Consider the following 26,220-nt stretch of genomic DNA (forward strand, 5'->3'; position numbering starts at 1 on the left):
GCTGATTCGGCTCTGGCAACCGCCGGGGCCGGCGCCGGACGAGCAAACTTGTTGTTTTTCTGGATTTCTGGGCGAGCCGCCGCGGGCCCTTTCGGCCCCGGCAGACGGAGGAGATTGACGGTTCATGCGGAGCGCGTCGGGAGGTCCCCGCGTCTTGTTGAGACGGCTCCGCGAAACCATGGCGGAGCAGGTCTCGGCCCAGGAGCGGCTGGACAAGATCGTGGTGCTGATCGCCGCCAACATGGTGGCCGAGGTGTGCTCCGTCTATGTGCTGCGCATCGACAACACGCTCGAGCTCTATGCCACCGAAGGTCTCAACCGCGAGGCGGTGCACCACACCGTGCTCAGCGCCCATGAGGGCCTTGTCGGCCTGGTCGCCAGCGAGGCAACGCCTCTCAACCTGAACGATGCGCAGAGCCATCCGGCCTTCTCGTTCCGCCCGGAGACCGGCGAAGAGATCTACCACTCCTTCCTCGGCGTGCCGATCCTGCGCGCCGGCAACACGCTCGGCGTGCTGGTGGTGCAGAACCGCGCCAAGCGCAACTATGTCGAAGAGGAACTCGAGGCGCTTCAGACCACCGCGATGGTGCTGGCGGAGCTGATCGCCTCCGGCGAGCTGTCTGCGCTGGCACAGCCTGGCCATGAGCCCGCGGCGCGCCATTCGGCGCAGAAGGTCGGCGCCATCCTGTCGGAAGGCATCGCGCTCGGCCATGTCGTGCTGCACGAGCCGCGCGTCGTCATCAAGGACTACATTGCCGAAGACCTGCCGAAGGAGATCAAGCGGCTCGACACCGCGCTCGCCAAGCTGCGCGCCGATCTCGACCGCATGCTGGAGCGCGGCGACGTCGCCGAGGGCGGCGAGCATCGCGAGGTGCTGGAAGCCTACCGCATGTTCGCCAACGACCAGGGCTGGTCGCACAAGCTGCACGAGGCGGTCGCCACCGGCCTCACGGCGGAAGCCGCCGTCGAGCGTGTGCAATCCGACACCCGTGCGCGCATGCTGCGCTCGACCGATCCCTATTTGCGCGACCGGCTGCATGATCTCGAGGATCTCGGCTATCGCCTGATGCGGCAGCTGGTCGGCCAGGATCACGCGCCCTCACGCGAACAATTGCCCGACAATGCCATCGTCATCGCGCGCGCGATGGGGCCGGCGGCGCTGCTCGACTACGACCGCAAGCGCCTGCGCGGCATCATATTGGAGGAAGGCACCGCCAATTCCCACGTCTCGATCGTGGCGCGCGCGCTCGGCATTCCCGCGGTCGGCGAGGTGCCGAACGCGCCTGGCATCGCCGATCCCGGCGACGCCGTCATCGTCGACGGCACCTCCGGCATGATCTATGTGCGCCCATCGCAGGAGGTCGAAGCGGCCTTCGCCGAGCGCGTGCGCTTCCGCGCCCGCCGCCAGGCGCAGTATCTGGCGCTGCGCGATCGGCCCTGCGTCACCAAGGACGGCCAGAAGGTCGAGCTGATGATCAATGCGGGTCTCGCGATCGACCTGCCGCATATCGAGGACACCGGCAGCGCCGGCATCGGCCTGTTCCGCACCGAGCTGCAATTCATGGTCGGCCAGAGCCTGCCGCGCACCAGCGACCAGCTCGCGCTCTATCGCACCGTGCTGGATGCCGCCGGCACCAAGCCCGTCACCTTCCGCACCCTCGACATCGGCGGCGACAAGGCGCTGCCTTATATGGAAGCGGTGATCGAGGAGAATCCCGCGCTCGGATGGCGCGCGATCCGGCTCGGGCTCGACCGTCCCGGCCTGTTGCGCGGCCAGATCCGCGCGCTGCTGCGCGCCGGGGGCGGACGTGCGCTGCGCATCATGTTCCCGATGATCTCGGAGGTGGGTGAATTCGATTCGGCGAAGGCGCTGGTCGAACGCGAGCTGACCTATCTGCGCCAGCACGGCCACACCCTGCCGGAGCGGATCGACATCGGCACCATGGTCGAGGTGCCGGCGCTGCTCTATCAGCTCGACGAGCTCCTGAGGAAGGTCGACTTCATCTCGGTCGGCTCCAACGATCTGTTCCAGTTCCTGTTCGCGGTCGACCGCGGCAACGCTAAAGTTTCCGAACGCTTCGACACCATGTCGGCGCCGATCCTGCGCGCGCTACGCGACATCGCACGCAAGACGCAAGCCGCAAATAAATCGCTGTCGCTCTGCGGCGAGATGGCGTCGAAGCCGATCGGCGCGCTGGCCCTGATCGCGATGGGCTATCGCTCGCTGTCGCTCTCGGCGACCGCGCTCGGCCCGGTCAAGGCGATGGTGATCGATCTCGACGCCAAGAAGGCCGAAGCGATGCTCGGCCCGTTGCTGGACGCGCCCGCCGGCAGCGTCTCGATCCGGCAGAAGCTGACGGAATTTGCCGAGGCCGAAGGCCTGGCGTTGTAGCGGGCCTGTCGCCCCTTCCTGTCGCCCCTTCTTGCCGCCTCGCCCTTTTTCGCATTTTGAGACTGAACCGATGTCGTCACTTCCCGAAGCCAAACTGGACGTGCTCCTTGCACATCATGCCTCTCTCGAGGCGGAATCGCTGGGGCAACTCGCCTCCGAACGCTATGTGCAGATCACGCGTGAACTCGCCGAGCTCACGCCACTGATCGAAGCGGTCAAGGCCTATCGTTCGGCCGTCAAGGAGCTCGCCGACACCGAGGCGCTGATCGCCGATCCCGCGACCGATGCGGAGATGCGCGGCATGGCGGAAGCCGAGCGCGACGAGCTGACGCCAAAAATCGAGGAACTGGTCCAGAAGATCCGCGTCGCGCTGCTGCCGAAGGACGCCATGGACGACCGCAACGTGGTGCTGGAAATCCGCGCCGGCACCGGCGGCGACGAGGCTTCGCTGTTCGCCGGGGACCTGTTCCGGATGTACGAGCGCTTCGCGGCCCTTCAGGGCTGGAAGGTCGAGGTGATCTCGGCGAGCGAAGGCACCGTCGGCGGCTATAAGGAAATCATCGCGGAGGTGCAGGGCCGCGGCGCGTTCTCGAAGCTGAAGTTCGAATCCGGCGTGCACCGGGTGCAGCGCGTGCCAGACACCGAGACGCAGGGGCGCATCCACACATCCGCCGCCACCGTAGCCGTGATGCCCGAGGTCGAGGAGGTCGACGTCGATATCAAGAACGATGATTTGCGTATCGAGACCATGCGCGCGGGAGGCGCCGGCGGCCAGCACGTCAACAAGACCGAATCGGCGATCCGCATCACCCACATCCCGACCGGCATCGTGGTGATGATGCAGGACAGCCGCTCGCAGCACAAGAATCGCGCGTCCGCCATGAACATCCTGCGCTCGCGCATCTACGACGCCGAGCAGCAACGCCTCGACGCGGCGCGCTCGGCCGAGCGCAAGGAGAAGGTCGGCTCCGGCGACCGCAGCGAGCGCATCCGCACCTATAATTTCCCGCAAGGACGCGTCACCGATCACCGCATCAACCTGACGCTCTACAAGCTGCCGCAGGTGATCGCGGGCGAAGCGCTGGGCGAATTGACGGACGCGCTGACCACCGAGCATCAAGCCGCGCAGCTCGCCGCCCAGGGCGCGGCGGCGTGAGCGGCGCGTGAGCAACCCCTTCACCGGACTCTCGATCGAGAGCGCGCGACGCGCGCTGGCTGCGCAACTGAGATCGGCGCAGCTCGACGAAGCCGAGCTCGACGCACGGATCCTGCTCGGCGCGGCACTCGGTCTCGATCTCACAGGCCTCGTTGCACAGGCCGCCCGCCTGCTCACGGAGACCGAGGCGTCGCGGCTCGCGCAGTATGCCGGGCGCCGCATCGCCGGCGAGCCGGTCGCCCGCATTCTCGGCACACGTGAATTCTGGGGCCTGCCGTTTCGTCTGTCGGAAGCGACGCTGGTGCCGCGTCCCGATACCGAGACCGTGGTCGAACTCGCGCTCGAAATCTTTCGCGAGCGGCAAGCCTCCCATCAGATACGCATCGCCGATATCGGCACCGGATCGGGCGCCATCCTGCTTGCGTTGCTGCACGAAATTCCCGGCGCCTTCGGCGTCGGCACCGATCTCAGTCTGACCGCGCTCAAGACCGCCAGAGACAACGCCGCGGCTCTGGGCCTCGCCGACCGCGCCAGCTTCGTCGCCTGCTCCTACGCAGCGGCGCTCCGCGGCCCGTTCGACCTCGTCGTGTCGAACCCGCCCTACATCCCGTCGGCCGAAATTCCGAAGCTGAGCATCGAGGTGCGCGAGCACGATCCGCATCTGGCGCTCGACGGCGGCAATGACGGTTACGACGCCTATCGTGCCCTAATCCCGCAGGCGACCGAGCGTCTAGCCCCCGGCGGAGCACTGATCGTCGAGGCCGGACAGGGCCAGGCCCGGAATATTGAAACCTTGATGACGGCAGCCGCGTTGGTTGTGGACAGGCCGCCCCGGACCGATCTGGCGGGCATCCTGCGGGCGGTTTCGGCCCGAAAAAAGTCCCCATAAAAGCCGGATTGGGCTGCAAAAAACCTCTTGGAATATCCCTTGGGAACGACTACCTTCCGTTTAACACATCGGTGCCGGCCCCGTAGACCTACGGGCAAAAGCCGGGCTCTCGGGCGAGAGCTTACTGATAAAGGTTCCAAGCCGCAGGTCCTGTTGAGCGCGATGGCCATTTGAGCTGCGCTGCTTACCGACCGCAACGTGAACGAAAGCCTGATATTGCGCTTGAAGACTTACGCAACAAAGCAGGGCTTGTTTCGGCAGGCGATATGAATGGGTTCGCTGGCGATGGATGCTGGCGGGTGGGGAACGCGTCTTTGTTGAACGCGACGGTCGATGAACATCGGCAGGGATCAATCCGCTCTTGCGTGCGGTGCGCGCAAGCGATGTGAACCGCTGTCATCAAGTCACTCTCAGCAATCAGTAATGCGTGCAACCTTTAGGGCTGGAATTAAAGGCAGGACATGAGAAACGGTCAGAACAAGCAGCGGATGCGCAACCGCAACAATAATAATAACAATAACAACAACAATAATAATAGGCGCGGCCAGAACCCGATGACTCGGGTCTACGAGTCCAACGGACCCGACATCAAGATCCGCGGCACGGCCTCGCATATTGCCGAAAAGTATCTCCAGCTCGCGCGCGACGCGCGCTCCTCCGGCGACCCCGTTGCGGCCGAAAACTACTACCAGCACGCCGAGCATTATTTTCGCCTGATCGCGACGGCTCAGGAACAGTTCCGGCAGAACCAGCAGCCGCGCGGCGACGAGCCCATCAGCAACAACAGCGGTGACGACAGCGAAGACGACGGCGAGAATTTCTCGAATTTCGGCCAGGAGCCGGGTTTCGTCCCGCAGCCGCCGCAGCAGCAGACCTTCGCGCGCGACCGCGATGGCCAGCGCGATCATCAGCCGCGTGATCATCAGCCGCGCGACAATCAGGCTTATCAGCGCGACAACCAGCAGCCGCGCGAGCATCGCGAACGCGACCATCGTCCGCAGCCGCAATATCAGCCGCAGCCACAACCGCTACCGCTGAACCAGCCCCAGCCCGTCGTTGCCGACGCCGTCAGCGTCGATCGTCTGCCCTCCTTCATCACCGGTCCGCAGCCGCAGGTGAACGGTGGCGCGCCCGGCCAGGCCGGCTTCGAGGGTGGTGGTGGCGAACGCTTTCCGCGGCGGCGCCGCCGGCCGAATGGCCCGCGCCCCGAGCGCGAAGCCGCTCCGGCCGCCTCGAGCGACGAAGTGGCCCCCGGCGAGTAAGCCGCAGCCCTTTCGCCAGACATCCTGCGCCAATACCTGAATCGTCCCGGCCTCGCCGGGACGATTTGTTTTAGCTGCGCGTCGCCGTCGTCGAGGACGGCACCAGCACCGGCTTCGCCAGCGAGGGAATCAGCCGCGCCCGCTCGCGCTTGGCTGGGATCGCGCGGTAGACTTGCTTGGTCGCCTCGACGATATGCACGCCGGCAAAGGGCAGCGACAGCGCCGCGCCGGCGCGCTCCCACATCTGTGCGGATTTCAGCACCCAGCCGCCGGCATAGGGCGGCATGAACAGCGCCTCGCCCCATCCGGTCGGGGTGAACCAGGTCTGGCGCAACAGGTCGGTGATCTGCGAGCGCGAATAGGGCCGGCCGTGACCGAACGGCGTGCTGTCGGTGCGGGTCCACACCCCGCGCCGGTTCGGGATCACCGCAATCACGCGGCCGGACGGCGACAGCACGCGCCACACCTCGCGCAGCAGCGCGGCCGGATCGTCCGACATTTCCAATGCGTGGACCAGCAGGATGCGATCGACCGCGGCGTCGGGAAGCGGCAGTGAGAATTCATCCACCAGCGAGGCGAGCGCCGGTCGTCCCGTCGGCCATTTCAGGACGCCCTGCGCCGACGGCATGAAGGCGATACAGCGCTCCGCATCCTCGCGGAACAACCCGAGATAGGGCGTGGGATAGCCGAAGCCGAGCACGCGCTGGCCCTCGACACGCGGCCAGCGCTCCCGGATGCCGCGATTGATCATTTGCCGCGCCACAATCCCGAGGCGACGGGAGTAGAACTCGCGGAGGTCGACGACATCAATGGTCATGGCGGCAATGTAACATGCACGAGGCGGGCCCCGCGCGCGGAATATTGCATTGCCTGCGCAACGTTAACGCCATATTTGTCAGGCGGAGCTGAGCGCGATGGAGATGACATGGCCGCCGAAATTCGTACTTTCACCTGTTTAAACGACAATTTCGGTTATCTGATCCACGATGTGGAAACCAAGGCGACGGCGTCGATCGACGCGCCGGAAGCCGGTCCCATCATCAAGGCGCTCGAGCGCGAGGGCTGGCAGCTCACCGACATCCTGATTACCCATCATCATGGCGATCATGTCGGCGGGGTCGCCGAACTCAAGCAGAAATACAATTGCCGCGTCGTCGCGCCGCATGACAAGACGACGAAGATCGCGGACGTCGACCTGCGCGTCGCCAATGCCGAAATCGTCAAGGTCGGCAGCTTGCTGGGGCGCGTACTGGAGACGCCCGGGCACACGCTCGACCACATCTCCTACGTGTTCGACACCGAGAAAACGCTGTTCGCCGCCGACACGCTGTTCTCGATCGGCTGCGGCCGCGTGTTCGAGGGCACCTATCCGATGATGTGGGATTCGCTTCTGAAGCTGCGTGCCCTACCCGACGACTTCAAGCTCTATTGCGGCCATGAATACACCGCGTCCAACGTCAAGTTCGCGCTGACCGTCGATCCCGACAATGCGGCGCTGCAGGCGCGCGCGGCGGAGGTGGCGAAGCTGCGGGCCGAGAACAAGCCGACCATTCCCTCACTGCTTGGTGACGAGAAGCGGACAAACGTGTTCCTGCGCGCCGATGAACCGTCGATCGCAGCCAGGCTGCACATGAAGGGCGCGGATGCCACCGCGGTGTTCGGCGAGCTGCGCGAGCGCAAGAACAAGTCTTGAAGAACAGGTCTTGAAGAACAGATCCTGACGGGAATCGATGCCGACCGCAGCCGAGATCATCGCGCGCCTCGAACTCCGCCCGCATCCCGAAGGCGGGCATTACCGCGAGACGTTTCGCGACCAGACCACAGACGCCAACGGCCGCGCGCGCTCGACCCTGATCTATTTCCTGCTCGCGCGCGGCGAGCGCTCGCACTGGCATCGCATCGATGCTGTCGAGAGCTGGCACTATTACGCCGGCAGCCCGCTGACGCTGCGCATCGCCCATGACGGCTGCTCCCAGCACGAGGTGCGGCTCGGTACGGATTTGTCGAGCGGCGAGCGGCCACAGGCGATCGTACCGGCCGATGCGTGGCAGATGGCGGAGACCACCGGCGAGTGGACGCTGGTCGGCTGCACCGTGGCACCGGCCTTCGAGTTCGCAAAGTTCGAGCTCGCGCCGAAGGGCTGGGAGCCGTAACGCCCGATCTGGAATCGGGTGGGTTCGATCCGTTGCACAGCGTAACACAGCGCATCCAGTGAACAGGAGCGCGTGATGCACGGAACATTCGATCCGCCAGCAATTCAGATCGACCCGGCCATTTTGTATTTCGGAACGCCCGTCGTCCTGATTGGCTCAACCAACGAAGACGGCTCCTCCAATCTCGCGCCGATGTCGTCGGCATGGTGGGTGGGATGGCGCTGCATGCTTGGGCTCGCGCGCAATTCCAAGACGACCGAGAACATGATTCGCAGCGGCGAATGCGTGCTCAATCTGCCGTCCGCCGACCTCGTCGCCGCCGTCGACCGCCTCGCCCGCACCACGGGCTCGGATCCGGTGCCGCCGGGAAAGCTCCATCGCGGTTACCGGCACGAGAAGCACAAGTTCGGTCTCAGCGGATTGACGGCGCTACCGGGCGAGACGGTCGGCGCGCCACGCGCCGCCGAGTGTCCGGTGCAGATGGAGGCGAAGGTCGCGCATGTGCATGAGATGGCGCAGGACGATGCGGTCTGGCGTGGCAATCTCGCCGCGATCGAAGTCCGCATCACCCGCGTGCATGCGCATCCCGGCATCATGATGGACGGCGCGAGCAACCGTATCGACCCGGACAAGTGGCGGCCGCTGATCCTCAGTTTTCAGGAATTCTACGGCCTGACGCCGCAACGCTTGCAGCGTTCCGAACTCGGACAGATTCCGGAGGCGATGTATCGGCCGCCGGGGTGGCAGCCGGCGCTTTAATGCGCCCTCATCGCTTCCACACCATATCCTTTGCCGCAATCAGGCCGCCGCCGGCGATCAGGACCGCAGCAACGGCAATGTTGGCGCTGGCCTTTGCAAAACCGGCGGCGATGAGGAAGCCCGTCGAGAGCAGCGGCGTCGCGTAGGAGGCGGCGCCGAGCACGCGGATGTCGCCGCGCTTCATGCCGATGTCCCAGGCGTAGAAAGCAGCACCGACGGGGCCGATGCCGAGCGCGATGACGGACAGCCATTGCAGCGTCGTGTCCGGCCATACCGTGGTTTCAAGCAGACCATGCATCAGCGCGGCAAGCACCGCGGTGGCAAGGCAGAATCCCGCGACCGCATCGGTCGGCACCGCCTTCAATCGCCGCGACAACACCGAATAGATCGCCCACACGAACGCTGCAATGAAGGCCGCAGCCAATCCCGGCAATTGCCCCTGCGTGAAACCGGAGGTGTTGCCGGCGAACAGCAGCACGGTGCCGACGAGGCCGAGCACGGCGCCGACGATGTGATGCACGGCAAGCCGCTCGCCCGGCAGGAACGACGAGAACAGCACGATCAAGAGCGGCCACAGGTAATTCAGCAAGCCGGCTTCAGCCGGCGGCGCGAAGCGCAGCGCGAGGAAATACAGCGCGTGATAGCCGAACAGTCCGCCGACACCGACGGTCCACACGGCCAGCGGTTGACGCAGGCTTTTGGCCGCCTCGCCGCGGCCGATCCAGGTGAGCAGGCCGACGAGACCGCCGATCGCGAACGTCATCGCGGCCAGCTGGAACGCCGGGATCTTTCCGGTCGCCACCGTCATCACTGACAGCAGCGACCACATCAGGATCGCGGTCAATCCGATCAGCGTCGCAGTGCGGGGAGTCATCGGCCAGATACTTTCGTCATGGCCGGGCAGAGCCGTCTGAAGGACGGCGTCGCTTCCGCTCGCCTATGTTCCGGCCATCCACGTGACGTGGAGGCCGATGGTTTTAAGGCCTTGGATGCCCGGGACAAGCCCGGGCATGATGAAGTTACCGATATGATCGAACGTGATGCCTGCGCATCACACCATATACTGGCCGCCGTTGACGGTCAGCGTCGAGCCGGTGATGGCGCCGGCCTCGTCGGCGGCGAGGAACACGACCGCGCGCGCGATTTCCTCGGGCTCACCGAGGCGGCCGATCGGGATCAGCGGCAAGATGGCCTTTTCCAGCACGTCCTTCGGCACCGCCTGCACCATCTCGGTGTTGATGTAGCCGGGGCAGATCGCATTCACGGTAATGCCGCCCTTGGCGTTCTCGATCGCCAGCGCCTTGGTGAAGCCGATCTCGCCCGCCTTCGCCGCCGAATAGTTCACCTGACCGAACTGGCCCTTCTGTCCGTTGATCGAGGAGATGTTGATGATGCGGCCGAACTTGCGTCCACGCATGCCCTCGATGACCTGGCGCGACATGTTGAACAGCGAGCCGAGATTGGTGCCGATCACGGCGTTCCATTGCTCGAGGCTCATCTTGTGGAAGGCGCCGTCCTTGGTGATGCCGGCGTTGTTGACGAGCACGTCGATCGGGCCGACCTCGGCCTCGACCTTCTTCACGCCCTCGGCGCAGGCATCGAAACTGCTGACGTCCCATTTGTAGACGGCGATGCCGGTCTCGGCCTTGAACTTCTCCGCCGCCGCATCGTTGCCGGCATAGCTCGCCGCAACCTTGTAGCCGGCCGCCTTCAGCGCCTTGCCGATCGCAGCTCCGATGCCCCGCGTACCACCCGTCACCAATGCAACACGTGCCATATCGTATTTCCTTCCCTTGGACTCTTAGGACGTTTCTGAAGTGATGATTTTTAGCGGTGGATTATGCGGCAGGTTTGACGGACATCAAGAACAAAACGCCCGGCGTCGAGCCGGGCGTTTCTCTTTAGTCGAGGCTTGTTCGGTTGCGAAGAATATTTGATTTGCAACCGCCGCCTTTTTAATCGCGTGCAACGCACTCAGCAACGCGTGCAGCGCACGCGCAAATTACGCGTCAACTATCTCAGTCGCGCGCCAGACACATCGCGATACCCATGCCGCCGCCGATGCACAGCGTGGCGAGGCCCTTCTTCGAATCGCGCTTCTGCATCTCGTGCAGCAGCGTCACCAGCACGCGTGCGCCGGAGGCACCGACCGGATGGCCGATCGCGATCGCGCCGCCGTTGACGTTGACCTTGGAGGTATCCCAGCCGAGATCCTTGTTGACGGCACAGGCCTGCGCCGCGAAGGCTTCGTTGGCTTCGATCAGGTCGAGATCGCCGACATTCCAGCCGGCCTTCTTCAGCGCGGCGCGCGAGGCCGGGATCGGGCCCGAGCCCATGATCTTCGGATCGACGCCCGCCTGCGCCCAGGACACGATGCGCGCGAGCGGCTTCTTGCCTTCCTTGGCGGCCTGCTTTGCGGTCATCAGCACCACCACGGCAGCGCCGTCATTGATGCCGGAGGCCGAACCCGCGGTGACCGTGCCGTCCTTCTCGAAGGCGGGACGGAGCTTCGCCATCGCGTCGACCGTTGCGCCATGGCGCGGATATTCGTCGGCGCTGACGACGACGTCGCCCTTGCGTCCCTTGATGGTGACGGGAACGATTTCGTCGTTGAATTTACCAGCCTTCTGCGCCGCCTCGGCCTTCTGCTGCGAGGCGACCGCGAACTCGTCCTGCTGGGCGCGGGTGATCTGCCACTGCCGCGCGACGTTCTCGGCGGTGTTGCCCATGTGATAGCCGTTGAAGGCGTCCCACAGGCCGTCCTTGATCATGGTGTCGATGAATTCGACTGCACCCATCTTGACGCCACCGCGCAGGTACTGGGCGTGCGGAGCCATGCTCATGGATTCCTGGCCGCCGGCGACCACGATCTCGGAATCGCCGTTGAGCAGCGCCTGATAGCCGAGCGCAACGGTGCGCAGGCCCGAACCGCAGAGCTGGTTGACGCCCCAGGCCGGGCTCTCAACCGGAATGCCGGCATTGATCGAGGCCTGTCGGGCCGGGTTCTGGCCTTGGGCGGCGGTCAGGATCTGGCCCATGATGACTTCGGAGACCCGGCCGGGCTCGATGCCACCACGCTCCAGCGCGGCCTTGATGGCGATCGCGCCGAGATCGTGGGCGGGAAGGGTTGCGAACGCTCCGTTGAAGCTTCCGACCGGGGTGCGGGCGGCGCTGACGATGACGACATCGTCTGACATGGGCATCTCCTGGGGTTGAATGGGGGCAGACGGGGCTGGGGAAACGGCTCGCCAGTCTCGGACGGCATCCTGTTAACGTCGTTGAGGCATGTCAATCGGCCGGCGACCGAATTCATGCCGCAGCGCATTCAAAATAGCGTTCTTGGTGCTTTCGCAAGCACGTTTTTGCTGTCCGATTAACCGTGGCGCACAAAACGGTAGCGTGACCCCTTTGAAAATGCTTATTTTGTTGCGTTGCGTACTCTTCCCGCCCTGCGGCATTGCCCGACAGGTTCCCGTTCTCCGCGCTTGCAAGTGAGAGCCCATGGCGAAATCAGACCAACCCACCACCATCAAGAAATACGCGAACCGCCGGCTCTATAACACCGGAACGAGCACTTATGTGACGCTGGAAGACCTCGCCGCCATGGTCAAGGATGGCGAAGATTTCCTAGTCTACGACGCCAAGACCGGCGACGACATCACCCGCTCCGTGCTCGCCCAGATCATCTTCGAGCAGGAGAACAAGGCCGGCCAGAACTTGCTGCCGACCACCTTCCTGCGCCAGCTGATCCGCTTCTACGGCGACAGCATGCAGATGGTGGTGCCGAAATATCTGGAGCAGGCCATCGCGTCGCTGACCCAGGAGCAGGAAAAGTTCCGCAAGCAGATCGCCACCTCGCTGTCCGGAACCCCGTTTGCGCCGCTGGAGGAACAGGTCCGCCGCAACATGGAGTTGTTCCAGCAGACCTTCTCGATGTTCAAGCCTTTCGCGCCCGGCGCGGGACGCCCCGCGGGCTCCGCGGAGCCGGTGCCCGATGCGGCCGCCGAAGCGCCGAAGGACAGCAATATCGATGATCTGCGCCAGCAGATGAAGGACATGCAGGAACGCCTCGAGCGGATGTCGAAGAAGGACGAGTAGATCGTTCCTATGCGCCGGCTCCCCGGCAAGCCGGAGGACGCGCCATGTCCGACCGAAGCACCCATTGGGACAATGTCTACGCCACCAAGGGCGAAGCCGAGGTCAGCTGGTTTCAGAACAGTCCGGCGACCTCGCTCGCGATGATCAGAACGGCCAATCCGGACCGCGAGGCCGCCATCCTCGACATCGGGGGCGGCGCATCGCGGCTGGTCGACGCCCTCCTGCTGGACGGATATCGCGACGTCGCCGTGCTGGATCTCTCTGCCAACGCGCTTGACGCGGCCAAGAAGCGAATCGGCGCAGCCGCTTCAATGGTCGACTGGATCGTTGCCGACGCCACAACCTGGCGCCCGGCAAAGACATACGATCTATGGCACGATCGGGCGGCGTTTCACTTCCTGACCGATCCTCGCGACAGGACCGCTTACATCGAGCGCCTGCGGTCGGCGGTTGCGCCCAGCGGCCACGTCATCATTGCGACGTTTGCGCTCGGCGGTCCGGAGAAGTGCAGCGGCCTGCCGGTGCAGCGTCATGACAGCGCGAGCCTTGCTGCGGAGCTCGGACCGGCGTTCGAGCTGGTCGAAACGCGCAACGAGACGCATCACACGCCGTGGAATTCGACGCAGGCGTTTCAGTTCAGCCGGTTTAAGCGACGCAGCTAGCTCCCGCCATCGCCAAACCTGCCAGTGCAAGCCTGCCAGTGCAAGCCTGCCCAGGGCATGACGACGGAAAGTGCGAATCAAGCCGCCAGCTTCACCGCATGGGCAAAGTCCCAATAGAGCTTCCGCGCGCGGATGTAGAGCGGGCCCGGCTTCAACTCGCGATCGTCGATGCGGATCACCGGCGCGACTTTTGCGAAATTGCCCGTAGAAAAGATCTCGTCGGCGGCGACGAAGTCGGCATAGCGCAGCGTCTTCTCGACCACGGTGACGCCGTCGGCGCGAAGCAGGCTGATGACGCGCTGGCGGGTGATGCCGTTGAGGAAAGTGCCGTTCGGCACCGGCGTGTAGACCACGCCGTCCTTGGCCATGAACACGTTGGAATTGCCGAACTCCGCGACGTTGCCGAGCATGTCGAGCATCAGCGCGTTCTGGAAGCCGCGCGAGGCGGCTTCGGCAAGCGCGCGCGAATTGTTCGGATAGAGACAGGCGGCCTTGGCCTCGACCGGAGCGCATTCGGCGGTGGGCCTGCGGAACGGCGACAGCGTGATCGCGTTGCCGACGGGTTTGGGCATCGGCGCCTCGTAGATGCACAGGCACCAATCGGTGGTCTCGGGGTCAAACAGCACGCCGCCGCCCGAGCCGTTCCGCGCCCAGTACATCGGACGGACGTAGAGCTCGGCATTCGGCGCGAAGCGTGCGATGCCCTCGTTTGCGAGCGTCAGCCAGGTGCCGGGATCAACCACCGGCTTCAGGCCGAAGTTGACCGCGGATTGATTGGCGCGGGCGACGTGACGGTCGAGATCGGGTGCGACGCCTTCGAACGCGCGCGCGCCGTCGAACACGACCGAGCCGAGCCAGGCCGCATGCGTGCGCGGGCCCATGATCGGCACATTGCCGTCATGCCATTTCCCCTCGAAGAAGGTCCAGCTCGGCGAATATTCGATGGGCTTTTTGATCTCGGCCATGATCGGCCTCCCCCTTGGCGTGGTGCCGTATTATAGCGCCACTATTGGGCGCAATTTCTAAATGATTCCCTGTGGGAAAATGGTGAGATACCCTCCCACAAGGGAAAAGGAGGCACCATGCCGCTCGATCCGCTCGCAAAGCGCTTGTTGTCCATGATGGCTGCGGCTGCGCCGCAGGCACGGAGCCGGCCGAGCGTGGAGGCACGGCGGCAATCATTGGCAAAGCTGATGCAGTTCGCGCGCGCCGATGCGCCTGACGTGGCGACGTCCGACGGCGTGCTGCCTGGTCCCGGCGGCGCGCTACCCTATCGCCTCTATTCACCCGCAAGCGCCGATGATCGCGCGCCCGGCTTCGTGTTCTTTCACGGCGGCGGGCTCGTTGCCGGCAGCATTGCCACGCATGACCGCATCGCGGCGGCGCTGGCGCATGCGACCGGCTGCCGTCTCGTCTCGGTCGATTACCGGCTGGCGCCCGAGCACAAATTCCCCGCCGCCGTGGACGACGCGATCGCCGCCACCGAATGGGTGGCGCGCGAGGCCCCGTCGCTCGGCATCGACGCCGAGCGTCTGGTGCTCGGGGGCGATTCCGCGGGGGCAACGCTCGCTGCGATCGTTTGCCAGCAGGCGGCGCAGACCGCGGGCCTTTCCATCGTCGCGCAATGCCTGATCTGCCCGGTGCTGGATTTCGAGGAGGCCTCACCTTCGCGCGAGGCGTTCGCCGAGGGCCACCTGATCGACCGCGTCACGATCGAAGCCGATCTCGCCGACTATCTGCCCGAGGCCTTGGATGCCGCCGATCCCCGCATCTCGCCCTTGCGCGCGACACGGCTTGCGGGCCTGCCGACCGCAATCATCCACACCGCCGAGTTCGACCCGATGCGCGACGAGGGCAATGCCTATGCGCGCAAGCTGCTCGCCGCGGGCGTCGCCGTCGAGCACGTCTGCCACGACGGCATGGTTCACAATTTCCACGCCATGGGCGCCATCCTGCCGCAGGCACAACTCGTGCTGTCGCAGATCGGTGAGCAGGTCAGGCGGGCGGTGGGGAAATAGGGGCGCAATCAAACGCGCGCATCGAGCACGGCCCTGGCCGCCACGACATAGTCCAGCCAGTGCGCATCCGCGTAGCGTTCAGCTTGCCGCGCACACGTGACATCCGGCGCATGCGCGGCGGCAATCACCCGCGCAAAGCGCTCTTCGGCCACTGTCACGTCGTCAGGCACGGGCGACGCAACGGCGGCGGCCACAGCAGTCGGAGCAACAGCGAGCCCCGCCAGACCAGTGAGCAGGATGCGGCGCGACGTATTCATGGCTGTTGTCCTTCCATTGTCCGGCCTGCACTCTGGCCGGCGAGTGTGTCAGTGCGATCACGACAGGGTAACCGCGCACATCTGTGCCGTCCACCGCTTGCGGTTAACGCTTGACCCCACGAGCGATCACGTTCCATCTAACGACGGTTCCGCCATCAAATCGCCACGCGTCGGATCGCCACGTGTCCCAGCATAGCCCATTGCATCGCCTGGCTTTGCGCGCTGTCGCGCTGGTCTTGCCTTGTCTGGCGATGTCCGCCGCCTTCGCCTCCGACGACGACGCACCGGCAAAGCCGGCTATCGCAAACATCTATCTCGATCTGCGCACGACCTACGCGACGATCCCCGCGGGCACGCTCGGACTCGGCTTCGGCAACACGTCATTGTCGGCTGCGTTCGAAGCGCTGGCGGCACGCCGGGGCGCGAGCTTGCCGAACGGTCTGCCGGCCGCGAAATCGATCGCCGTCGATCTGCCCTTGACCGTCGACGTCAGCGACCGCGTCTCGCTCTACGGCGGCGTCTCGGGCTCGACGACGGACATCGGCGGCGGCTGGTCAGCGTTCGGCGTCACGAGCTGGAACATCGGTGTGCAGGCCGACCTCTACCAGCAGAACGGCGGAAAGATCCCGACGATCACGCTGCAATCCACCCTGACGCAGTCGGTGCCGAACGACCCCGGCATGACAACGTCATTCAACAACATCCTGGAGTTCGACTACGCGCTGGACGAGGACGAGACGCGGGGGTGGCTTGCCGGCGTGCAATACACCTACACCGACGTCGCCAGCCAGCTCGCCAGCATCCGGCCGAACACGATCCTCTATGCCGGCGGCTACTACCAATGGCCGAGCAACTGGAAATTCACCGGCCGTCTCGGTGTGCAATCGTTCGGTGGCGCGCAACTCGCAGGCAGGGTGCTGGCGGAGCCCTTCACCCAGCCGATCCTGCGCCTCGATCTCGATCGCATGGACGACAACGACAACCGCCTGTTCGGCATCACCGCACAGATCGCCTGGATGCCGAAGCCGTCCGACCAGGTGACGTTGCGCACGCCGCTCTACGCCGTGCGCAACTGACCGTGGTCGTGGTGGATTTTCCGTAAAGCGGAGCATTCGCATTTTCACGGGTATCAGGGCAAGGGCCGCTCCCGCCCATCGTTGATGATGAAGGGCTTTTCGCGTTCAGCGCTGACGTGGACGACGCCGGATGCGTGAACCAATTATTAGCCCTCTCGCCGCAATCGCCCACCGCCTTACCTTTCGGCAAATAAGCTTGCGGCAAACTCGGCCGCTGTCGCTTGGGAGGTTGGGAATGCCCCGCTTGGTATCGGAACGAACGTTCCTCGCCGGCCAGATCTTTTTCAACTTCGGTCAATCGACCATCGATTGTGTCGTGCGCCGGATGTCCGAAGACGGCGCGACGCTGGAGATGCAGAGCAGCATCGGCGTGCCCGATCGGTTCCAGCTCCGGCTGGCAGGCCAGGAGATCCTCTCCTGCCGTGTGCTCTGGCGATCGGACCGTCAGGTCGGGGTTGCGCTCGGAGCGGAAGATCATGTCGCGCCGAAGACCGTGGACGAGCAGGAGCGGCGGACCGACTCGCTGATACGCGGACAGATGCTGGCGCTTCGCGCGGCTCTCGATTTCGTCCCGCTCGGCATCGTGCTGCTCGATGCCAATCTCCGCGCGCAGCTGATCAATCGTGCGTTCCGGCGGATGTGGTTGTTGCCTGACGAAGTCGCCAACAGCAATCCGTCTTTCGCAACCCTGATGCACCATGGCCGCGATACGCTCGCCTACGAAATTCCACCGGCCGAGCTCGAGGCCTATGTCGCCGAGCGGGTCAATCAAATACAGGCGGGCGATACGTCGCCGCGCGATCTGCGCCGCACCGGCGGCGACGTCGTTCGGATGCAATGCACGCCGCTGCCTGACGGCGGGCGGATGCTGACCTATACGCCCGTCACCGACATCGTGCGCTATTCCGACGAGCTGAAATTGCTGCGCGATGCCCTCGAGAACGTCGAGGACGGGGTGCTGCTGCTCGACCGCGATCTCAACGCCAGCTTCATGAACCGGCGCATGCGGCGGTTCTGGGAGGTGAGCGAACAGGAAGCCGCCGCCCGCCCGACCTATGCATCGTTGGTGAGCCGGGTGCACCGCGCCAGCGCGCCGGATCTGCCGGCGAACGAACTGGCGAAATTTCCCGTCAAGCGCGTCGCCGAGGTCAAGGCCGGCGATCATGTGCGCGATCTCCAGACACCGGACGGGCGGCGGATCAGGGCCCACTGCACCACGATGTCGAACGGCGGCCGCATGCTGACCTATGTCGACATTACCGATCTCACCAACAAGGCCAACATGCTGGAGCGTCTGGCCACCACCGACCCGCTCACGGGCCTCTATAACCGCCGCCATTTGCTGGGCTCGCTCGACGCCGAATGGAGCCGCTTTCAGCGCTACTATCGCTCTGTTTCGGTCCTGATGCTCGACATCGACCATTTCAAGTCGGTCAACGACCGCTATGGTCACGCGGTCGGAGACGAGGCGATCAAGGCCGTGGCGGCCGCATGCCTCGATGGCAAGCGCAAATCGGACGTCGTCGGCCGCTTCGGTGGCGAGGAGTTCGCGATTCTGCTGCCCGAGACCAGCCTGTCGCGTGCAAGGATCGTCGCCGAGAGAATCCGCAAGCGCGTGATGAGCTCGCGCATCGTTGCCGATCAGGTTCAGTTCGGCGTCACCGTGAGCATCGGCATTGCGGAAGCAAGTGTCAGCATGTCCAGCATCGACGCCTTGATGAGCGCGGCCGATCGCGCGCTCTACCAGGCGAAGGCCGAAGGCCGCAACCGCTGCATGGCATGGTCACCCCCGCCACCCATGAACAAGGCGGCGGAGTGATCGCACCGCAGATCTATTCCGGCACCGGCACGTCGAACGTGTTCAGCGTGACCGACACCATGCAGTAAACGCCGACGAGATAGGACAGCTCGGCCGCGCCGTGCTCGCCGAATTCCTTGACCGCGGCCCGATAAGTCAGTTCCGGCAGTACGCCGCCGCCGACCAATGCGGACGCCACGTCATAGGCGATGGCTTCCTGCTTGGTGAGATCAACCGGCCGCTGTCCGGCGACGATGGTCGCGAGCTTCTCGTCGGAGAGGCCGCGCTGCTCGGCGACCAGCACATGCGCATAGAGCTCGTAGCCGGAGCGGAAATGCGAGCCGGTGACGAGGATCGCGACCTCGCGCACCGGCGCAGGAAGCAGCGGGTTCGACGCGATCGCCTTGACCAGCTCCCACACCGGCTTGCCGAAGCGCGGCTCACGGATCCAGGGATTCCACGGCCCGAGCAGCGCGCCGTCGTCGCGCATGTTCACAAAGCCTTTGAAGTGGTCCTTGATGCCGGCTCGCATGTCGTCATAGAGCGGCTTCTGTTGGTCGGTCAGATCTTTCGGATCAAGAATGGGAAGGCGCACGGTGGGGATCTCCTCGTTGAGAAGCAGCGAGGCTCGCCCGCGTGACGGCGCAAGGCAAGTGAAGTTGCCGTGACGGCCGTGCAATTTTGCAAATGGCAGGGAGGCGCCGGCTACACGGCCTCAGGATTTCGTATGTTCTGCGGATTCGTTACGTCTTCGAACTCAAGCGCCAGTGGCTGCGCTGTATCGAGGAACGACGACAAGGCCGCCTCGAACGGCGCTGGATCGAGACCGCGCGCTTTCAGCCATTCGCGCTCATAATAGGTCTGCCGGTAGCGCTCGCCGGAATCGCAGATCAGCGTCACCAGCGCCCCCGTCTGACTCGTCTTTCGCATCTCCGAGGCGAGCCGGCACAGCGCCAGGAAATTGGTGCCCGTAGAGCCCCCTACCGCGCGGCGCAGCCGGCGCGACAGCACGTTCATCGCCGCGATCGTCGCCGCATCCGGGATCTTCATCATGCGGTCGACCACCCCCGGCACGAACGAGGGTTCGCAGCGCGGCCGGCCGACGCCTTCGATCAACGAGGGTCGTTCGCAAACCCGGGAACGGTCCTGCGAGCTGAAGCAGTCGAAGAAAGCGGAATGCTCGACATCGGCGACGCACAGCCGCGTCGGATATTGGCGATAACGCAAATAGCGTCCGATGGTGGCCGAGGTACCGCCGGTGCCGGCGCCCATCACGATCCAGTCCGGCAGCGGGTGCGGCTCGCCCTGCAATTGCGTGAAGATCGATTCGGCAATGTTGTTGTTGCCGCGCCAGTCGGTGGCGCGCTCGGCGAAGGTGAACTGGTCCATGTAATGGCCGTTCAGGCGGGTGGCGAGCGCGGCCGCCTCGGCGTAGAGCGCACGGCCGTCGTCGATCAGATGGCAATTGCCGCCATAATGCTCGATCGCGGCGACCTTCTCCCCCGACGTCGTGCGCGGCATCACGGCATAGAAGGGCACGCCGATCATCTGCGCGAAATAGGCTTCCGACACCGCGGTCGATCCCGACGAGGCCTCGACGACGGGTGTGCCTTCGCGGATGTGGCCGTTGCAGAGCGCGTAAAGGAAGAGCGAGCGCGCGAGCCGGTGCTTCAGACTGCCGGTCGGATGTGTCGACTCATCTTTCAGATAGATGTCGATGCCGGCGAGCGCCGGCACGATCAGCCGGATCAGATGCGTGTCGGCCGTGCGGCACTGGTCGGCCTCGATCGCGGCCACGGCTTCGTCGACCCAGCCGCGCCGATAGGCCGGCCCGGTCGGATTGAGGTGGCGGAAGGGGAATGCCTGCATCACCTGAATCTCTCATGATGCGGATCGCGCATCAATAGCTTCCGCTCAAAACTCCAGCGGCGCGTTGTCGACGACTTCCTTCATCACGAAGAAGGTGCGGGTCTGGCGCACGCCAGGCAGCGCGATCAGCTGCTCGCCGTGGATACGGTTGAAGTCCTCCATGTCGCCGACGCGGATCTTGAGGAAATAGTCGAAGTCGCCGGCGACGAGGTGACAGTCGAGCACGAACTTCAGCCTGGTGATCGCCTGCTCGAAGATCGCAAAGCTCTCCGGCGTCGAACGGTCGAGCACGACGCCGACCATCACCAGCGTGCCCTTTGCCACCTTCTTCGGCGCGACCATGGCGCGGACGGCGGCGATGAAGCCGTGCTCGAACAGGCGCTGGGTGCGGCGATGGCAGGTGGCGGGACTGATGGCGACGGTTTCGGCCAGCTCCGCGTTGCTGAGGCGGCCGTTATTTTGCAGCAATCGCAACATCTTAAGGTCGATACGGTCGAGACGGGTGGACATGGAAGAAGCTTCCGTAGCTAGCATCTATTCCGAAAGGAATAGCACGTATTTCCGCCATTATCGCAAGATCATGCGCAAGAGAGGCGCAATATTTGAAAGCACCTTTTTGCGGCGCGATGCTAGCGTTTTCGCAGACATTAACGCCAATCGGGATGACCTGACGATGCTCGAAAAATTCGCGCGCTATCCTCTGACCTTTGGTCCGACGCCCATCGAGAAGCTGGAGCGGCTGTCAAAGCATCTCGGCGGCAATGTCGAAGTCTATGCCAAGCGCGAGGACTGCAATTCCGGGCTCGCCTATGGCGGCAACAAGCTGCGCAAGCTCGAATACATCATCCCCGACGCGATCGCCTCGAACGCCGACACGCTGGTCTCGATCGGCGGCGTGCAGTCCAACCATACCCGCATGATCGCGGCGGTCGCGGCCAAGATCGGCATGAAGTGCCGCCTGGTGCAGGAGGCCTGGGTGCCGCACGAGGACGCCGTCTATGACCGCGTCGGCAACATCATGCTGTCGCGCATCATGGGCGCCGACGTGCGCCTGGTCGACGACGGCTTCGACATCGGCATCCGCAAGAGCTGGGAGCAGGCGATCGAGGAGGTGAAGGCGGCGGGCGGCAAGCCCTATGCGATTCCCGCCGGCGCCTCCGTGCACAAATTCGGCGGCCTCGGCTATGTGGGCTTCGCCGAAGAAGTGCGCAAGCAGGAGGCCGAGCTCGGCTTCAAGTTCGACTACATCGTGGTCTGCACCGTCACCGGCTCGACCCATGCCGGCATGCTGGTCGGCTTCGCCGCCGATGGCCGCGCGCGCAAGGTGATCGGCATCGACGCGTCCTTCACCCCGGCGCAGACCAAGGCGCAGGTGCTCTCGATCGCGCAGAACACGGCCAAGCTCGTCGAGCTCGGCCAGGATCTCGTCGCCGACGACGTCGTGCTGATCGAGGATTACGCTTATCCCGCCTATGGCGTGCCGTCGGAAGAGACCAAGGAGGCGATCCGCCTCACCGCGCGTCTCGAAGCCATGATCACCGATCCCGTCTACGAGGGCAAGTCGATGCAGGGCCTGATCGACCTCACGCAGAAGGGCTATTTCGAGAAGGGCGCAAAGATCCTCTACGCCCACCTCGGCGGCGCGCCGGCGCTGAACGGCTATGGGTATGCGTTCCGGAACGGCTGAAGTAGTCCACCGCCATAGCCACATCTTCGGTGTCGTCCCGGCGAAAGCCGGGATCCATAACCCCAGGGAGTGGTTTGACGAAGACTTTCAGTTCGGTACTGGCACCAGTCGAAACCGATAGATCACGCGGTATGGGTCCCGGCTTTCGCCGGGACGACACCGGAGATACCTAACGCGTCCTGACGATCTGCAGCAGCTCGTCGCCGTAATGCTCGAGCTTCTTGTCGCCGATGCCGGGCACATTGCGCAGCTCGTCCAGCGTGGTCGGCCATGCGCGAACGATACCGTCGATGGTGGCGTCGTGCAGCACGACGTAGGCCGGCACGCCACGTTCGCGGGCAATGTCCGAACGCCACGCTCGCAGCCGCGTGCGCAATTCAGGATCGACATCGCCCTGCGGCGCGCCGGCCGCCGGCGCCAGATCACCGCGGCGGGACTTGGCGCGGCTCGAACGTATCCGGGTGCCGGGCGCTTCCTCGCGCAGCCACACTTCCGTTTCGCCGCGCAGCACGCCGCGTGACTGTTCAGTCAGCTTGAGCGCACCAAAAGCCTCGCTGTCGCTCTGCAAGTGCCCCATTGCCACCAGTTGCCGCAGCACTGTGCGCCACTGCTTCTCGTTGAGCTCGCGTCCGATGCCGAACACCGTGAGCTTGTCATGGCCGAACTGCGTCACCTTCTCGGTGAGGCGTCCGATCAGCACGTCGATGAGGTGCATTGCGCCGAAACGCTGGCCGGTGCGATAGACGCAGGACAGAAGCTTTTGCGCCAGCACCTTGCCGTCGCGCATTTTCGGCGGTGTCAGGCAATTGTCGCAATTGCCGCAGCCCTCGCCCATCACGATCTCGCCGAAATAGGCGAGCAGCCGCCGGCGCCGGCAGTGCGGCGTTTCGGCAAGGCCAACGAGCGCATCGAGCTTGCCGATCGAGACCCGCTTGAATTCGTCGGAGCCGCTCGACTCGTCGATCATGCGGCGCTGCTGCACGATGTCCGAGAGACCGTAGGCCATCCAGGCCGCCGACGGCTTGCCGTCACGGCCGGCGCGCCCCGTCTCCTGGTAATAGGCCTCGATGCTCTTGGGCAGATCGAGATGGGCGACGAAGCGCACGTCCGGCTTGTCGATGCCCATGCCGAAGGCAATGGTCGCGACGATGACGATGCCGTCCTCGTTGAGGAAACGGTCCTGGTTGCGCGAACGCACGCTGCTGTCGAGCCCGGCGTGATAGGGCAACGCCACAATGCCGGTGTCGTCGAGCGCAGCGGCGACCTCCTCGACCCGTTTGCGGGACAGGCAATAGACGACGCCCGCATCTCCCGCGTGACGTTCCCGGATGAAATCCTTGAGTTGCGGCACCGCGTTGCGCTTGTCGACGATCTCGTAGCGGATGTTGGGACGATCGAAGCTGGAGACGAAGTGCGGGCTGTCTGCAAGCTGAAGCCGCTCGACGATCTCCTTGCGGGTCAATTCGTCGGCAGTCGCGGTCAGCGCGATGCGCGGCACGTCGGGAAAGCGCTCGGCGATGATGGACAGGCCGACATATTCCGGGCGGAAATCATGGCCCCATTGCGAGACGCAATGCGCCTCGTCGATCGCGAACAGCGCCACCTTCGCCCGCGCCAGCAGCGCCAGGCAGCGCGGCGTCACCAGCCGTTCCGGCGCGACATAGAGCAGGTCGAGATCGCCCGCGATCAGGCGACGCTCGATGTCGGAGGCTTCCTGCAGGGTCATCGACGAGTTCAGCGCGGCGGCGTTGACCCCGGCTTCGAGCATGCCGGCGACCTGGTCGCGCATCAGCGCAATCAAGGGCGACACCACGATACCGCAGCCTTCGCGCAGCAGCGCCGGCAATTGATAACACAGTGACTTGCCGCCGCCGGTCGGCATCAGCACCAGGCAATTGCCGCCGTCGGTGACGTGCCGGATAATCTCGCCCTGCGCGCCGCGGAACCCGGGCAGCCCGAACACCGAACGCAGCACCGACAGCGCATCGCGGCCCTGGGCCGACGCAGGCAGCGGAGCGGTGGAAGGAGAGGATATGGGCATGTCGGGGTGAGGCCGTGAGATTCGTCACAAGGCCAGTCGCATGACCGCGCGGGCGTGGCAAGACTGTTTGCGCGGCAGGACGCGACTCTTCCCCTCTCCCCTTGTGGGAGAGGGTGGCTCGTCGCGTAGCGGCGAGACGGGTGAGGGGTTTCTGTCCGCGGGCTCGATAGAGATTGCTGCGCCGAGACATACCCCTCATCCGGCGCTTCGCGCCACCTTCTCCCACAAGGGGAGAAGGGAAGAAAGCCGCTACGCCCCGATCCTTCGCAGCGCTTCCGCGACCGTCACGATCGGCATGTCGCGCTTCCCGGCAGCCTGCAGCGCATGGCGCATCAGTTGCGGCGTGCAGCCATACGGGCTCGGCGCGTTGGCAATGTCATGACCGTAGAAGATCAGCCATCCGCCGCTCTCAACCGCCTCGTCGAAATAGCGATCGACACCCGCAATATCGATCTCGCAATCGACCAGGGGCGAGGCCCGCAGGAACTGGAGATCGATGACGTCGCGATTGACGCCGGGAAGGATGCCGCGCGCCGAGCGGAAGGCCTTGGCGAGCTGGGGCTTTCGCCACACCGACGCAATGCCATAGGGGTAGGCGAAATTTTCCAGCGTGATCGAGGAATCGATGCCGCGAAAATGGCTGCGGTTTCGCTCGATCTCGCGGGCCATGGCGGCCTCGTCGAGATTGACCGCACTCTGGTGCGAGAAGGTGTGGCAGGCAATCTCGTGCCCGGCCCGGTGAAGCCGCACGATGGCGTCGTTCGACAGGCCGTGCCAGTGATCCGAGGGACGATCGACCAGGCTGCCGGCGAGATAGAACGTACCGCGACCGCCATGCTGCTCCAGAAGCTCGGCGCCCTCGCCTGCGGCGCTATCGGGGGCATCGTCGAAGGTGAAGCTCACCATGGGTGCATGCGCGGGCAGCCGGTGCGGCGCGGCGCGGAAATGCCGGGCCAGCCGATTGCTCACGCGTCCCTGGAGTGCCGACCACACGAATCGCATTTCCTGTTTGCCCCGCCCCCTCACTGAAGCATTCGTGCGCTGCTCGAGGCAAGCTTCACACTTCGTTAGTCCTAACGTCGACCCCGTCGTCCTGACCTAACGCGCAAGCACCGACGCATCGCTCCCAGCGCCGAGATATTGCAGCCAATTCCGAAACAAAGCCGCCGCGGCGCTGCCGGCGGCGATATCGGCACGCAAATTCAGCGCGGGCAGTTCGTTGCTGAGCGCGGGGTGGCGCTGGTGCCTTGCCTGCTTCTCGAAGCGGACAAGCTTCTCCTCCGTCGCTGCGTCAAAATAGCTCACGGGCAGGTGCGGATAATTGTCGCGCTCACGCGCGAGATAGCGGCCGATGTCGCGCAGATACTCACGCTGAAGCGACAGCGCGTCGTATTCCGGGTGGCCCTGGAAGAACACGAAGCGGCTGGCATATTGCCGGACGAAGATATCGACGCCGGCCTTTGCCGAACGCGTCAGCACCTGGTAGCCGGCCTGCGCGAGGTCGCTCTCGGCGATCTCGTTGAGACGCGAATGCGAGACCTTGAGGGGCGCGGGTGCGGCCCGCGTCAGCGGATCGCTGGTCACGGCTTCGCAGTCGAAAATGCCATGACATTTGGCCGGCAGCAGTCGCCGTTCGATGCGGTCGAGATGCAGCACCGCGGCATGCGCAGCAAGGCACGACCAGATCGTCGAGCGCGTGTTGACCTTGGCCCAGTCGATCAGCTCGGTGAGATCGCGCCAATACGGTTCCTGGTCGAGCTCGGGCGCAATCGGCTCGGCGCCGGTCACGATCAACCCGTCGAACTTGTGGCGCCTGAGCTCGGTGAGTTCCGAATATTCGCTCTCGACATGCCACTTCGCTTCCGGCGAGCGCTTGACCGAGGGCAGCGAGAAACAGTGGAAACGGATGCGGCGCTGACCTGCTGCGGCTTGCAGCAGCTTCATGAACTGCCTCTCGGTCGCCTTCAGCGCCGGATCCGGCATGTTGTTGATCAGGCCAATGGTGAGCTCGGCGCCGCCGTGCTCGCGCGCCAGATCGCCCTCTCCCGGCACCAGCGCCGGGCTCGATATGCCTTGATCCCTGTCGATCAAGATCGTCATCGG

The 26,220-nt window shown here is 64.7% G+C and carries 25 protein-coding genes; 13 read left to right on the forward strand and 12 right to left on the reverse strand.

Going from position 1 to position 26,220, the window contains the following annotated elements; all coding sequences use genetic code 11:
• Window positions 1–124 precede the first annotated feature (124 nt).
• The 4 genes from ptsP (at window position 125) to JQ591_RS31490 (ending at window position 5,699) form a co-directional block, all read left to right on the forward strand.
• A complete protein-coding gene (gene ptsP, locus JQ591_RS31475) occupies window positions 125–2,392 on the forward strand; it encodes a phosphoenolpyruvate--protein phosphotransferase (protein WP_211399858.1) in 2,268 nt (755 codons plus the stop codon).
• A 70-nt stretch (window positions 2,393–2,462) separates the two neighbouring features.
• Window positions 2,463–3,548: a peptide chain release factor 1 gene (gene prfA, locus JQ591_RS31480; RefSeq protein WP_211399859.1), complete on the forward strand. Its 1,086-nt coding sequence runs from the start codon at window positions 2,463–2,465 to the stop codon at window positions 3,546–3,548.
• 7 nt (window positions 3,549–3,555) lie between these two features.
• Window positions 3,556–4,437: a peptide chain release factor N(5)-glutamine methyltransferase gene (prmC, locus tag JQ591_RS31485; protein WP_211399860.1), complete on the forward strand. Its 882-nt coding sequence runs from the start codon at window positions 3,556–3,558 to the stop codon at window positions 4,435–4,437.
• A gap of 461 nt (window positions 4,438–4,898) precedes the next feature.
• Window positions 4,899–5,699, forward strand: coding sequence for a DUF4167 domain-containing protein (locus JQ591_RS31490; protein WP_211399861.1), 801 nt, complete (start codon window positions 4,899–4,901; stop codon window positions 5,697–5,699).
• A 70-nt stretch (window positions 5,700–5,769) separates the two neighbouring features.
• Here JQ591_RS31490 and JQ591_RS31495 read toward each other — a convergent pair whose 3' ends face one another.
• Window positions 5,770–6,516 carry a class I SAM-dependent methyltransferase gene (locus JQ591_RS31495; RefSeq protein WP_211399862.1) on the reverse strand — a complete coding sequence of 249 codons (747 nt, stop codon included), beginning with the start codon at window positions 6,514–6,516 and terminating at the stop codon, window positions 5,770–5,772.
• A 108-nt stretch (window positions 6,517–6,624) separates the two neighbouring features.
• On the opposite strand from JQ591_RS31495, the gene gloB reads away from it, so the two are divergent.
• From gloB to JQ591_RS31510, 3 genes are all read left to right on the forward strand, one after another.
• Window positions 6,625–7,392 carry a hydroxyacylglutathione hydrolase gene (gene gloB, locus JQ591_RS31500; RefSeq protein WP_211399863.1) on the forward strand — a complete coding sequence of 256 codons (768 nt, stop codon included), beginning with the start codon at window positions 6,625–6,627 and terminating at the stop codon, window positions 7,390–7,392.
• Between the two features lie 37 nt (window positions 7,393–7,429).
• Window positions 7,430–7,852, forward strand: coding sequence for a cupin domain-containing protein (locus JQ591_RS31505; protein ID WP_211399864.1), 423 nt, complete (start codon window positions 7,430–7,432; stop codon window positions 7,850–7,852).
• 75 nt (window positions 7,853–7,927) lie between these two features.
• On the forward strand, window positions 7,928–8,611 hold the full coding sequence (locus tag JQ591_RS31510; protein WP_211399865.1) for a flavin reductase family protein: 684 nt from the start codon (window positions 7,928–7,930) through the stop codon (window positions 8,609–8,611).
• Between the two features lie 7 nt (window positions 8,612–8,618).
• On the opposite strand, the gene yddG is transcribed toward JQ591_RS31510, so the two are convergent.
• The 3 genes from yddG to JQ591_RS31525 form a co-directional block, all read right to left on the reverse strand.
• Entirely contained in the window at window positions 8,619–9,485 is an 867-nt protein-coding gene (gene yddG / locus JQ591_RS31515; protein ID WP_211399866.1) for an aromatic amino acid exporter YddG, read from the reverse strand.
• A gap of 177 nt (window positions 9,486–9,662) precedes the next feature.
• Entirely contained in the window at window positions 9,663–10,388 is a 726-nt protein-coding gene (phbB, locus tag JQ591_RS31520) for an acetoacetyl-CoA reductase (RefSeq protein ID WP_007599151.1), read from the reverse strand.
• A 241-nt stretch (window positions 10,389–10,629) separates the two neighbouring features.
• Window positions 10,630–11,808, reverse strand: a complete 1,179-nt coding sequence (locus tag JQ591_RS31525; RefSeq protein ID WP_211399867.1) for an acetyl-CoA C-acetyltransferase — start codon at window positions 11,806–11,808, stop codon at window positions 10,630–10,632.
• Window positions 11,809–12,112: 304 nt separating this feature from the next.
• Here JQ591_RS31525 and phaR point away from each other — a divergent pair, with 304 nt between their 5' ends.
• Window positions 12,113–12,709: a polyhydroxyalkanoate synthesis repressor PhaR gene (gene phaR / locus JQ591_RS31530; RefSeq protein ID WP_211399868.1), complete on the forward strand. Its 597-nt coding sequence runs from the start codon at window positions 12,113–12,115 to the stop codon at window positions 12,707–12,709.
• Window positions 12,710–12,753: 44 nt separating this feature from the next.
• Entirely contained in the window at window positions 12,754–13,371 is a 618-nt protein-coding gene (locus JQ591_RS31535) for a class I SAM-dependent methyltransferase (protein WP_211399869.1), read from the forward strand.
• A 77-nt stretch (window positions 13,372–13,448) separates the two neighbouring features.
• Here JQ591_RS31535 and JQ591_RS31540 read toward each other — a convergent pair whose 3' ends face one another.
• The gene (locus tag JQ591_RS31540; protein WP_211399870.1) at window positions 13,449–14,336 is read right to left on the reverse strand and encodes a branched-chain amino acid aminotransferase; all 888 of its coding nucleotides are present in this window, start codon (window positions 14,334–14,336) and stop codon (window positions 13,449–13,451) included.
• Between the two features lie 117 nt (window positions 14,337–14,453).
• Between JQ591_RS31540 and JQ591_RS31545 the strand changes: the two genes are divergently transcribed.
• A complete protein-coding gene (locus tag JQ591_RS31545) occupies window positions 14,454–15,389 on the forward strand; it encodes an alpha/beta hydrolase (protein ID WP_211399871.1) in 936 nt (311 codons plus the stop codon).
• 8 nt (window positions 15,390–15,397) lie between these two features.
• Here the strand turns inward: JQ591_RS31545 and JQ591_RS31550 are convergent, their stop codons facing one another.
• Window positions 15,398–15,646 (reverse strand): hypothetical protein, encoded by a 249-nt coding sequence (locus JQ591_RS31550; protein ID WP_211399872.1) that lies wholly within the window; start codon window positions 15,644–15,646, stop codon window positions 15,398–15,400.
• Window positions 15,647–15,861: 215 nt separating this feature from the next.
• Between JQ591_RS31550 and JQ591_RS31555 the strand changes: the two genes are divergently transcribed.
• Both JQ591_RS31555 and JQ591_RS31560 read left to right on the forward strand, forming a co-directional pair.
• Complete coding sequence (locus tag JQ591_RS31555; RefSeq protein ID WP_211399979.1) at window positions 15,862–16,722, forward strand: hypothetical protein; 861 nt, start codon at window positions 15,862–15,864, stop codon at window positions 16,720–16,722.
• 235 nt (window positions 16,723–16,957) lie between these two features.
• Complete coding sequence (locus tag JQ591_RS31560; protein ID WP_211399873.1) at window positions 16,958–18,541, forward strand: sensor domain-containing diguanylate cyclase; 1,584 nt, start codon at window positions 16,958–16,960, stop codon at window positions 18,539–18,541.
• 13 nt (window positions 18,542–18,554) lie between these two features.
• On the opposite strand, the gene JQ591_RS31565 is transcribed toward JQ591_RS31560, so the two are convergent.
• The 3 genes from JQ591_RS31565 to JQ591_RS31575 form a co-directional block, all read right to left on the reverse strand.
• Window positions 18,555–19,115: a carboxymuconolactone decarboxylase family protein gene (locus JQ591_RS31565; RefSeq protein WP_211399874.1), complete on the reverse strand. Its 561-nt coding sequence runs from the start codon at window positions 19,113–19,115 to the stop codon at window positions 18,555–18,557.
• Between the two features lie 110 nt (window positions 19,116–19,225).
• Window positions 19,226–20,389 (reverse strand): PLP-dependent cysteine synthase family protein, encoded by a 1,164-nt coding sequence (locus tag JQ591_RS31570; protein ID WP_211399980.1) that lies wholly within the window; start codon window positions 20,387–20,389, stop codon window positions 19,226–19,228.
• A 45-nt stretch (window positions 20,390–20,434) separates the two neighbouring features.
• The gene (locus JQ591_RS31575) at window positions 20,435–20,899 is read right to left on the reverse strand and encodes an Lrp/AsnC family transcriptional regulator (RefSeq protein WP_211399875.1); all 465 of its coding nucleotides are present in this window, start codon (window positions 20,897–20,899) and stop codon (window positions 20,435–20,437) included.
• A 163-nt stretch (window positions 20,900–21,062) separates the two neighbouring features.
• Between JQ591_RS31575 and JQ591_RS31580 the strand changes: the two genes are divergently transcribed.
• On the forward strand, window positions 21,063–22,076 hold the full coding sequence (locus JQ591_RS31580; RefSeq protein WP_211399876.1) for a 1-aminocyclopropane-1-carboxylate deaminase: 1,014 nt from the start codon (window positions 21,063–21,065) through the stop codon (window positions 22,074–22,076).
• A 169-nt stretch (window positions 22,077–22,245) separates the two neighbouring features.
• Here JQ591_RS31580 and recQ read toward each other — a convergent pair whose 3' ends face one another.
• The 3 genes from recQ to metA form a co-directional block, all read right to left on the reverse strand.
• The gene (gene recQ, locus JQ591_RS31585) at window positions 22,246–24,111 is read right to left on the reverse strand and encodes a DNA helicase RecQ (protein WP_211399981.1); all 1,866 of its coding nucleotides are present in this window, start codon (window positions 24,109–24,111) and stop codon (window positions 22,246–22,248) included.
• Between the two features lie 255 nt (window positions 24,112–24,366).
• On the reverse strand, window positions 24,367–25,110 hold the full coding sequence (locus JQ591_RS31590; RefSeq protein ID WP_211399877.1) for a polysaccharide deacetylase family protein: 744 nt from the start codon (window positions 25,108–25,110) through the stop codon (window positions 24,367–24,369).
• A 105-nt stretch (window positions 25,111–25,215) separates the two neighbouring features.
• Window positions 25,216–26,217, reverse strand: coding sequence for a homoserine O-succinyltransferase MetA (gene metA, locus JQ591_RS31595; protein WP_211399878.1), 1,002 nt, complete (start codon window positions 26,215–26,217; stop codon window positions 25,216–25,218).
• Window positions 26,218–26,220: the final 3 nt, after the last annotated feature.

The sequence above is a fragment of the Bradyrhizobium canariense genome, assembly GCF_018130465.1.
Classification (GTDB): domain Bacteria; phylum Pseudomonadota; class Alphaproteobacteria; order Rhizobiales; family Xanthobacteraceae; genus Bradyrhizobium; species Bradyrhizobium canariense_C.